Origin of the sequence: Rhodococcus sp. LB1, from assembly GCF_001583455.1 — a bacterium.
GTDB classification, from domain to species: Bacteria; Actinomycetota; Actinomycetes; order Mycobacteriales; family Mycobacteriaceae; genus Rhodococcus_F; species Rhodococcus_F opacus.
Genome location: NZ_LTCZ01000320.1, coordinates 1 through 9,962 on the forward strand (window position 1 = coordinate 1; position 9,962 = coordinate 9,962).

9 protein-coding genes and 3 tRNA genes are annotated in these 9,962 nt (G+C 67.7%); 2 read left to right on the top strand and 10 right to left on the bottom strand.

Features of this window, described 5'->3' with window-relative positions; genetic code table 11:
- The 10 genes from pdxS to AZG88_RS32435 form a co-directional block, all read right to left on the bottom strand.
- Positions 1-903, bottom strand: coding sequence for a pyridoxal 5'-phosphate synthase lyase subunit PdxS (gene pdxS / locus AZG88_RS32390; protein WP_011598631.1), 903 nt, complete (start codon positions 901-903; stop codon positions 1-3).
- Positions 904-1,056: 153 nt separating this feature from the next.
- Positions 1,057-2,079, bottom strand: a complete 1,023-nt coding sequence (locus AZG88_RS32395) for an NUDIX hydrolase (protein WP_061700185.1) — start codon at positions 2,077-2,079, stop codon at positions 1,057-1,059.
- Positions 2,076-3,203, bottom strand: coding sequence for a glycosyltransferase family 4 protein (locus tag AZG88_RS32400; RefSeq protein WP_061043637.1), 1,128 nt, complete (start codon positions 3,201-3,203; stop codon positions 2,076-2,078). The genes AZG88_RS32395 and AZG88_RS32400 overlap by 4 nt, the downstream gene beginning before the upstream one ends.
- Positions 3,200-4,105: a phosphatidylinositol mannoside acyltransferase gene (locus AZG88_RS32405; protein ID WP_061043636.1), complete on the bottom strand. Its 906-nt coding sequence runs from the start codon at positions 4,103-4,105 to the stop codon at positions 3,200-3,202. Before AZG88_RS32405 ends, AZG88_RS32400 begins: the two co-directional genes overlap by 4 nt.
- Positions 4,102-4,767 carry a phosphatidylinositol phosphate synthase gene (pgsA, locus tag AZG88_RS32410; protein WP_061043635.1) on the bottom strand — a complete coding sequence of 222 codons (666 nt, stop codon included), beginning with the start codon at positions 4,765-4,767 and terminating at the stop codon, positions 4,102-4,104. The genes AZG88_RS32405 and pgsA overlap by 4 nt, the downstream gene beginning before the upstream one ends.
- Positions 4,768-4,846: 79 nt before the next feature.
- Positions 4,847-5,422 carry an HIT family protein gene (locus AZG88_RS32415; RefSeq protein WP_061043634.1) on the bottom strand — a complete coding sequence of 192 codons (576 nt, stop codon included), beginning with the start codon at positions 5,420-5,422 and terminating at the stop codon, positions 4,847-4,849.
- A gap of 5 nt (positions 5,423-5,427) precedes the next feature.
- Complete coding sequence (thrS, locus tag AZG88_RS32420; protein WP_061043633.1) at positions 5,428-7,485, bottom strand: threonine--tRNA ligase; 2,058 nt, start codon at positions 7,483-7,485, stop codon at positions 5,428-5,430.
- 95 nt (positions 7,486-7,580) lie between these two features.
- A complete protein-coding gene (locus AZG88_RS32425) occupies positions 7,581-8,012 on the bottom strand; it encodes a TIGR02611 family protein (RefSeq protein ID WP_061043632.1) in 432 nt (143 codons plus the stop codon).
- A gap of 112 nt (positions 8,013-8,124) precedes the next feature.
- Positions 8,125-9,330 carry an RtcB family protein gene (locus AZG88_RS32430; protein ID WP_061043631.1) on the bottom strand — a complete coding sequence of 402 codons (1,206 nt, stop codon included), beginning with the start codon at positions 9,328-9,330 and terminating at the stop codon, positions 8,125-8,127.
- Between the two features lie 155 nt (positions 9,331-9,485).
- Positions 9,486-9,557: transfer RNA gene (locus AZG88_RS32435), tRNA-Val, on the bottom strand.
- A 242-nt stretch (positions 9,558-9,799) separates the two neighbouring features.
- Between AZG88_RS32435 and AZG88_RS32440 the strand changes: the two genes are divergently transcribed.
- Both AZG88_RS32440 and AZG88_RS32445 read left to right on the top strand, forming a co-directional pair.
- Positions 9,800-9,872, top strand: a tRNA-Gly gene (locus tag AZG88_RS32440).
- 16 nt (positions 9,873-9,888) lie between these two features.
- Positions 9,889-9,960 (top strand) — tRNA-Val (locus AZG88_RS32445).
- Positions 9,961-9,962: the final 2 nt, after the last annotated feature.

Sequence of the window (9,962 nt, forward strand, 5' to 3'; positions counted from 1 at the left end):
TCACCAGCCGCGTTCGGCGAGCCGGTGCGGGACCGGGATGTCGTCGACGTTGATCCCGACCATCGCCTCACCCAGCCCGCGGGAGACCTTCGCCAGCACGTCCGGGTCGTCGAAGAACGTGGTCGCCTTCACGATCGCCGCGGCCCGCTCCGCCGGGTTACCGGACTTGAAGATGCCCGACCCGACGAACACACCCTCCGCACCGAGCTGCATCATCATCGCCGCATCCGCCGGGGTGGCGATACCACCGGCAGTGAACATCGTGACCGGCAACTTCCCGGCCTTGGCGACCTCGACGACCAGGTCGTACGGCGCCTGCAGCTCCTTCGCCGCCACATACAGCTCGTCCTCGCTCAGCGAGGTCAACCGGCGGATCTCCCCACCGATCGTCCGCATGTGCGTGGTCGCGTTCGACACGTCACCGGTCCCGGCCTCACCCTTGGACCGGATCATCGCCGCACCCTCGGTGATCCGCCGCAGCGCCTCACCCAGATTGGTGGCACCACAGACGAACGGGACGGTGAACTGCCACTTGTCGATATGGTTGGCGTAGTCCGCCGGGGTCAGCACCTCGGACTCGTCGACGTAATCGACCCCGAGGGACTGCAGGATCTGCGCCTCCACGAAGTGCCCGATCCGGGCCTTGGCCATCACCGGAATGGACACTGCGGAGATGATGCCGTCGATCATGTCCGGATCACTCATCCGGGACACCCCACCCTGCGCCCGGATGTCCGCCGGCACCCGCTCGAGCGCCATCACCGCCACCGCACCGGCGTCCTCGGCGATCTTCGCCTGATCGGGGGTGACGACGTCCATGATGACCCCGCCCTTCAACATCTCGGCCATGCCACGCTTGACGCGCGCCGTACCGGTGGTGGGGGTGGTGTCGGGGGTGCTCACAGCGAACTCCTGGGTTGTGGCGTGGATTGATTTCGATAGCGGCATGCGTGAACGACGACGTTCACGCTGCAGTACCCGATTCTAGGACAGAGCGGCAGTCCACTTCCGTAGCCAGTCCGCGATTGCTGGCTTTCTTCGGACTGGCGGGGCGGCTCAGGTGATCGCGCGCACCTCGGGTTCGTCCGCGGCCGACGCGACCGCGTCTGCCTCGTCGAGGAGATCCGCGAGATCGTGCGGGTACACGGCTTCACCTGCCGCCGCCAGTTCACGAACCGTGTCCGCGGTACACCACCGGTGACCGGTGATGGTGCGGCTCTCGAGTTCGGTGAAGCCCCCGTGGTGCGGCTCGAACCCGTCGGTGCGCAGCGCGAAGAACAGCTCCTCGGAGCGGATGAGCTGCCCGTTCCACGAGAAGATGGCCACCCGACGCCACATGGGTCCGCGCAGCTGTTCGGGCGACGCGGTGTGCCCGGTCTCCTCGGCGATCTCCCGGACAGCGGCCGCACGCAGGTTCTCCCCCTTCTCGACGGCACCGCCGATCGTGAACCAGTAGTAGACATCGGGGACGGTGGGGTCGTGACCCCGGAGCAGCAGAACCCGGCCCTCGCCGTCGAGCAGCACCACCCGGGCCGATGTCCGGACGGAGTCGAGTGCCAGACCCTCGGTGACCGCCGCGGCGGACGAGCGTTCGGTGATCTCGAAGTACGTCGGCAGCGGTGCCGTGCCCCCGAGGTGCAGCCATCGGACAGGTCGCCGGGTGCGGAGAGCGAGGGTGTCGCGGACGGCGTCGTTGTGGAATCGGCGGGCGATCAGCACCCGCGCCTCCGCATCGGCGAGTTCCGCCACCAGCTGGGGGCGCAGGGTGTCCGGGTCGAGGGACGAGAGCGCACTGGACAGCGCGTTCTCGGCGATCTCCCGGTCTGCCCGGTCCGACCGTTCCGCCCGGGCCGACAGCGCGGCCAGCGACCTGCCCTCGGGTGGGTCCATCGCTGCGGCGGCCGCACGCACGACCACCGCCCGGCGCGCGAGGGCCGCGTCGAGGGCCTGCCAGGACAGATCGGAGCGGACGTGCAGGCGGTCGAGGCGGTTGGCCGTCCCGTACGCCCACAGGCCGATCGCCAGGACGACGGCTGCGACCAGGGCGAGAACCAGGATCGTGAGGGCGGAGAACGTCACGAGCCGACCTCCCGGACGCCGTCGCGGCCGACGGTGACCGTCTCGTAGACGCGCAGGATCTGTTCGGCCACCACCGGCCAGTCGTATTCGGTGACCACCGTCCGAGAGAAGTCGGTGAGCGCGGCGCTGCGCTCGGGGTCACCGAGCACCGAGTCGATCCCGGCAGCGAGCGCCGCCGCATCCCCGACCGGCACCAGGACGCCCGCCTGCCCGTCCCGCAGGACGCGGCGGAACGCGTCCAGTTCGCTCGCCACGACGGCGGCACCCGCGGCCATCGCCTCCACCAGCACGATGCCGAAGCTCTCACCGCCGAGGTTGGGTGCGCAGTACACGTCGGCGCTCCGCAGCGCCGACGCCTTCTCGGCGTCGTCGACCTGGCCGAGCAGACGCAGGTGCCCGAAGACCGGGCCGGCCTCCCGGCGCAGCTTGTCCTCGTCGCCGCGGCCGACCACCAGCACCTCGAGGTCGGGATACTTCTCCACCAGGGTGGGCAGCGCCTTGAGAAGCACCGCCATGCCCTTGCGGGGCTCGTCGTAGCGTCCGAGGAAGAGGATGGTTCTTCCGCGACGCGGGTAGCCGGGCAGCGGCTCGGCGTTCGCGAACGCCGAGACGTCGACGCCGTTGGGGATTTCGACCGCATCGGAGCCGAGTGATTCCACCTGCCAGCGTCGCGCGAGTTCCGACACCGCGATGCGGCCGCTGATCTTCTCCAGGTAGGGCTGGAGCACACCCTGAAACGTGCTCAGCACCAACGACTTCGTGGTCGACGTGTGGAAGGTGGCCACGATGGGCCCCTCGGCCACGCGCATGGCGAGCATCGACAGGCTCGGCGCGTTGGGCTCGTGGATGTGCAGGACGTCGAAGTTGTTGTCCGAGATCCAGCGCCGCACGCGGGCGCTCGCGGCGGGGCCGAAACTCAGCCGGGCCACCGAGCCGTTGTAGGGAATGGCGAGGGCGCGGCCCGCGGAGACGACGAAGTCGGGCAGGTCGACGTCGTCGGACGCCGGCGCCAGGACGCTCACCTTGTGCCCGCGCTCGATCAGGACCTCCGCGAGGTCGACGACGTGAGCCTGCACTCCGCCCGGGACGTCGAACGAGTACGGGCAGACCATTCCGATCTTCACGAGTTCTCCATGCGGGAAAGCCTCGCCTGGGACAGATCGGAGAGCCACAGCGGCTGAAGCATGTGCCAGTCCTCCGGATGTGCCGCGATGTTGGTCTCGAACCGGTCCGCCAGTGCCTGGGTCGCCGCGGCCACCCCCATGGTGGTGTCGATCGGCGGGTCGATGCGGAAACCCCACCCGCCGTCCGTGAACCAGCAGTGCACCGGCAGCAGCGGCGCGCCGGTGTCGATCGCCAGCTTGGCGGGACCGGCGGGCATCCGCGTCGGTTCCCCGAAGAACGTCACCGGGACACCCTTCTTCGCCAGGTCGCGTTCACCGAGGAGGCACACGATCCCGTTGTCCCGCAGTCGGGCCGACAGTTCCACGAACGGTGGGTGCTCTCCCCCGCTGAGCGGGAAGATCTCGAAACCGAGCCCTTCGCGGTAGTCGACGAACCGCTGGTACAGCGACTCGGGCTTCAACCGCTCGGCGACCGTGGACAGACCGCCCCAGTGCTGGGCGCACCACACACCCGCCATGTCCCAGTTTCCGCTGTGCGGCAGCGCCAGAATCGCGCCCCGGCCGGCTTCTTTCGCGGCGTCGAGGTGCTTCTGCCCTTCGATCAGCTCGTCGAGGGCCGCGCCGGTCTTCACGAGGTCCATCGAAGGCAGCCGGAACGCCTCCCGCCAGTAGCGCGCGTAGGACCGCATCGAGGCCTGCATCAGGGTGTCCGGCACCTCCGCGGCGGGCACACCCAGCACGCGGGCAAGATTGCGGCGCAACTGTTCCGGCCCGCCGTTCCGGACGGCGAAGTCGGCTCCCCTGTCGAACAAGGCGACCGCGACCTTCTCCGGCAGCGCGCGGACCAGCCGCCAGCCGACCGCGTACCCCAGATCACTGATGCGTTCCGACACGCCGCTCACTGCTCGCTCGCCTGTCCGTCTTCCGGCGTCGTGTCCGTCGGAGGCAGGGGCAGCACGTCGCGCGCGCCCGGCGACCGGCGGACCGCCAGTACCCGCTGGAACACCGTGATGACGCTGCCCACCGACAGCAACCACATCGCGACATGAATGGCCCACGGGACTCCGAGCCCGGTGACGCCGGCACCGACCAGCACGATGATCAGCCGATCGGGTCGTTCGATGAGTCCGCCGTCGGCGGACAATCCACTCGCCTCGGCGCGCGCCTTGGCGTACGAGATCACCTGCGAGGTGACGAGGCACAGCAGAGTCGCGATCAGCAGCGGCTTGCTGTTCTCGTGATACACCGCCCACCAGGCGAGACCGGCGAAGATCGCACCGTCGGCCACCCGGTCGCAGGTGGCGTCGAGAACGGCGCCGTACCGGGTGCCGCCGCCGCGGGCGCGGGCCATGGCACCGTCGAGCATGTCGAACATGACGAACAGCCAGATGAACATCGCTCCCCAGAACAGATGTCCGCTGGGAAACAGCGTGACCGCGCCGGCCACGGTCGCCACGGTGCCGATGACGGTGACGGAATCGGGCGTGAGCCCGGTCTTCACCAGGGCCTTCCCCAATGGCGCCGTCACCTTGGACACGGATGCCCGTCCGAAGAAGCTCAGCACCTCTCCACCCCGTTCTTCACTTCCTGCCAGGAACCCCGAACGCGTGAGTCAGCGACTCGCGCGTCATTCATCTATCGAGTCATTCATTCCAGGCCTTCGCCAGCAGCCCCCGGGTCTCGCGCAACAACTGCGGCATGACCTTGACCCCGGCGAGGACCGTGATGAAGTTCGCGTCCCCGCCCCAGCGCGGAACGATGTGCTGGTGCAGGTGCTCGGCGAGCGAACCGCCTGCCGCCGCACCGAGATTGAGGCCGACGTTGAAACCGTCCGGCCGCGACACCCGCTTGATCACGCGCAGAGCCTGCTGCGTGAACGACATCAACTCGGCGCTTTCCTCTTCCGTCAGGTCTTCGAGCGCCGCGACCTTGCGGTAGGGAACGATCATCAGGTGCCCCGGGTTGTACGGGTACAGGTTGAGCACGGCGTAGACGTGCTCACCCCGGGCGACGATCAACCCGTCCTCGTCGTCCATCTTCGGGATGTCGATGAACGGCTCGTTGGGGGTGTCCCGCGACTTCGGCGCCTCGGCGATGTACGACATGCGGTGCGGCGACCAGATCCGCTGAAGGTGATCGGGTTCGCCGGGGCCGCGGTCGACGAGGCGGCCGGGGCCGCCGAGCATCTCGTCGGCCGTCACGTCGTCACCTCCGGTCATGTGCCTCACCCTTCCTTGCCGGGTTGCAGCAGTTCGGCCGTCGGCGAGGCGTTCTCGCGGCGACCGATCCAGTCGGTGACGATGCGCACGGCGTCGTCCACAGGCACCCCGTTGACCTGGGTGCCGTCGCGGAATCGGAAGCTGACGGCGCCCGCCTCGACGTCGCGCGCACCCGCCAGCAACATGAACGGCACCTTCTGCGCCGTGTTGTTGAAGATCTTCTTCTGCATGCGGTCGTCGCTCGCGTCGACCTCGGCGCGGATACCGGCCGCCTTCAGCCGCTTCACCACGTCGAAGAGGTGGTCGGCGAACGTCTCGGCGACCGGGATGCCGACCACCTGGACCGGCGCCAGCCACGCCGGGAACGCACCCGCGTAGTGCTCGGTGAGCACGCCGAAGAACCGTTCGATGGAACCGAACAGGGCCCGGTGGATCATGACCGGACGCTGCTTGGTGCCGTCGTTGGCCGTGTACTCGAGGTCGAAACGCTCGGGCAGGTTGAAGTCGAGCTGAATGGTCGACATCTGCCAGGTGCGGCCCAGGGCGTCCTGCACCTGCACAGAGATCTTCGGTCCGTAGAACGCTGCGCCGCCCGGATCGGGAACGAGGTTCAGCCCCGACGACTCCGCGACCTCGGCGAGCGTCGCCGTCGCTTCCTCCCACACGGCGTCGTCGCCGACGAACTTGTCCGGGTTCTTGGTGGACAGCTCGAGGTAGAAGTCGTCGAGTCCGTAGTCCTTCAGCAGGCCGAGGACGAACTGCAGGGTGGTCGCCAGTTCGTCGCGCATTTGCTCGCGGGTGCAGTAGATGTGCGCGTCGTCCTGCGTCATGCCGCGCACGCGGGTGAGACCGTGGACGACACCGGACTTCTCGTACCGGTAGACCGAGCCGAACTCGAAGAGCCGCAACGGCAGTTCGCGGTACGACCGGCCGCGGGAGCGGAAGATCAGGTTGTGCATCGGGCAGTTCATCGGCTTGAGGTAGTAGTCCTGGCCCGGCTTGCGCACGGTGCCGTCCTCGTTCAGCTCCTCGTCGATGTGCATCGCCGGGAACATGCCGTCGCGGTACCAGTCCAGGTGGCCCGACACCTCGTAGAGATGCCCCTTGGTGATGTGGGGGGTGTTGACGAACTCGTACCCCTCCTCGACGTGCCGCTTGCGGGAGTAGTCCTCCATCTCGGTGCGGATGATCCCGCCCCGCGGATGGAACACGGGCAGTCCGGAGCCGAGTTCGTCGGGAAAGCTGAACAGGTCGAGTTCCGACCCCAGCTTGCGGTGGTCGCGGCGCTCCGCCTCGGCGAGCAGTTCCAGATGCTGGTCCTGCGCCTCCGCCGACTCCCATGCGGTGCCGTAGATGCGCTGGAGATCGGCGTTGTCCTGGTTACCACGCCAGTACGCCGCCGAGCTGCGGGTGAGCTTGAAGGCCGGAATGTGCTTGGTGGTGGGGATGTGCGGGCCGCGGCACAGGTCTCCCCACACCTTCTCGCCGGTCCGCGGGTCCAGGTTGTCGTAGATGGTGAGCTCGTTGCCGCCCACCTCCATGATCTCCGGATCGTCGATTCCCGACTTGTCGTCGATGAGTTCGAGCTTGAAGGGCTCCTTCGCCAGCTCGGCACGCGCGTCCTCGAGCGACTCGACGACGCGGCGGGAGAACCGCTGCGACCCCTTGATGATCTTCTTCATCCGCTTCTCGAGGTTCGCGAGGTCGTCGGGGGTGAACGGGCGATCGACGGCGAAGTCGTAGTAGAACCCGTCCTTGATCGGCGGACCGATGCCCAGCTTCGCCTCGGGGAATTCCTGCTGGACGGCCTGCGCGAGCACGTGGGCCGCCGAGTGGCGGATGACGCTGCGGCCGTCGTCGGTGTTCGACGCGACCGGCTCGACCTCGACGTCGGTGTCGGGCACCCAGGACAGGTCCTTGAGCTGGCCCTCCGCGTCACGGACCACGACGACGACGTCCGGGCCCTTGCTCGGGTAGCCGGCCTCCCGAACCGCTGTACCGGCCGTAGTCCCCGCGGGCACCCGGACGAGGGCGGCTGGGGCGGCGGATGCGGGGGTGCTCACGGCGATGTTCTCCTAGGTGAGGTGTGCGGTGCAGACATGGTGAATGTGCCAGCCCATGTTATCGGCCCAGCAGTCACACCCAACCATGCGTCCGGCTAGAGCGGGCTCTCCAGCCACGGGTAGTCGAGACCGATCCACGTTCCGACGAGACCGAACGTCCCGAGCAACCACAACGTGGCGAGGACGACGGCACACGTCAGCAGCGCACCCGCCCCCTTGACCACCAGCGACTGCCGCGAGAACCAGTCGATGAACTTGTCGTAGCGCCGGCGCGCGTAGTGCAGCAGCCGGTGGGCCCACGCGAACTCGGATGCGAGAATTCCGAGCCCCGCGAACACGATCAGCCAGCCGGGGCCCGGATAGGGAATCGCGACGATCCCGGCGGCCAGCACGAGAGCGCCGATCACCCCCACCGCGATGCGGTAGGCCAGGTTGAGGCTCGGGCGCGCGGCGATGTGTGCTCGCCACCGGCGCCAGCGGCTCTCCGCTTCCTGGAACGGGGACAGATCCGAGTCGTCCACGTCCATGTCCACGTTCTCGGGCGCGGGTCCCGGCCGAGCTTCTCCGCTAGTCACCAGTCCACCCTACCGACCGCGACCTGCGGCGGCGCGTCGTCGCACCGCCGCACACGCTCGCGGGTCATCCCTTCACACAGACGACCTGCCGCAGGTGGGCCACGACCTCGACGAGATCGGCCTGCGCTTCGATCACCTGCTCGATGTCCTTGTAGGCGCCGGGGATCTCGTCGATCACGCCCGCGTCCTTGCGTGATTCGACTCCGGACGTCTGCCGCACGAGGTCGTCGACGGTGAAACGCTTCTTCGCCTTCGTGCGGCTCATCGTCCGTCCCGCCCCGTGTGACGCCGAATTGAAGGACAGCTCGGAGCCCAGGCCTCGCACCACGTAGGAACCGGTGCCCATGGAGCCGGGGATGAGTCCGAGATCACCCCGGCCGGCGCGGATCGCGCCCTTACGGGTGACGAGCATGGGCTCGCCGTCGATGATCTCCTCCGACACGTAGTTGTGGTGGCAGGAGATCGGCTCGTCGAACCGCACCGTCCTACCGGGCAGTGACTGCCGGAACGCCTGCATCACCAGGGTGAGCATGACGGCGCGGTTGCGGGCCGCGTACTCCTGCGCCCACGTCAGGTCGTGGCGGTATGCGTCCATCTCCTTGCTGCCGGCGAGGAACACCGCGAGATCGCGATCGACGAGGCGCTGGTTGTGCGGCAACGCCCGCGCCACCGCGATGTGCCGCTCCGCCAGTTCCTTGCCGATGTTGCGCGACCCGGAGTGGAGCATCAGCCAGACTTCGTCTGCGTCGGACAGGCACACCTCGATGAAGTGGTTGCCACCGCCGAGCGTGCCGATCTGTTTCATCGCCTTGGATTCGCGGGACTGGACGCCGGAATGCAGGTCACCGAAGTCCTGCCAGAAGCGGTGCCATCCCCTCTTCACTCCCCCGGCGTTCGTGACATCGAGGGCGCCGACGTTCACCGAACGCTCGTGCATGGCGAACCCGACCGGCACCGCACGCTCGATGCGCGACCGCATCGACCGCAGGCTGTCGGGCAGATCGCTCGCGGTCACATCCGTCCGGACCGCCGTCATTCCGCACCCGATGTCGACGCCGACCGCCGCCGGGGCGATCGCCTCCCGCATCGCGATGACGGAACCGACCGTCGCACCCTTGCCGACATGGACGTCGGGCATGACCCGCACCCCGTGGACCCACGGCAGGTCGGCCATGTTCCGCAGCTGCTGCAACGCAGCCTGCTCGATGGTCCACTCTTCCGCCCACATCAAGGTGGGCGCGGTGGTGCCTTCCAGCCTCACGGGGAACATGGGACTCAGTCCTTCGATAGCGGATCACCCGGGAACTTTCGGCCGGCTGAGTTCATTGTCCGCCGCGCCGAAGAGCCGGAACAACCGATTATCGGGGTGGGCACAAGAAAAAGAAGAGGGCGTTTCCGCTTTCGGAAACGCCCTCTTCTCATCTGTGGTCCCGGCTGGGATCGAACCAGCGACCTCCCCGGTGTGAACGGGACGCTCTTCCACTGAGCCACGGGACCGAAGCGCGCCAAACACTCGCGCTCGAACGAGTTGGAACATTAACACGACCGAGCGGCCGAACGAAAATCACGTCGTTGGGATTCGTGTCGACCCCCGCCCGCGGCACGTCCTCGACCCGGCGTCGTTCATGTGTAGTTCACCGTCTGATGCCTTGACCTGCAGATTTGTAACTATCGCGGATGGTCGGCTAATGTTCTCAACCGCACCACGGAGAACATTCTCCGCGAGTTACACGGTGCATGCGGACGTGGCGCAGCTGGTAGCGCACAACCTTGCCAAGGTTGGGGTCGCGGGTTCGAATCCCGTCGTCCGCTCTCTTTTCTCCATCCCGCGCGATTAGCTCAGCGGGAGAGCGCTTCCCTGACACGGAAGAGGTCACTGGTTCAATCCCAGTATCGCGCACC

Excerpts from the sequence above, each read along its gene's own strand:
- AZG88_RS32415 (WP_061043634.1), bottom strand. The coding sequence starts at position 5,422 with ATGACCGGAGGTGACGACGTGACGGCCGACGAGATGCTCGGCGGCCCC.
- AZG88_RS32425 (WP_061043632.1), bottom strand. The coding sequence starts at position 8,012 with ATGGACGTGGACGACTCGGATCTGTCCCCGTTCCAGGAAGCGGAGAGC.
- AZG88_RS32430 (WP_061043631.1), bottom strand. The coding sequence starts at position 9,330 with ATGTTCCCCGTGAGGCTGGAAGGCACCACCGCGCCCACCTTGATGTGG.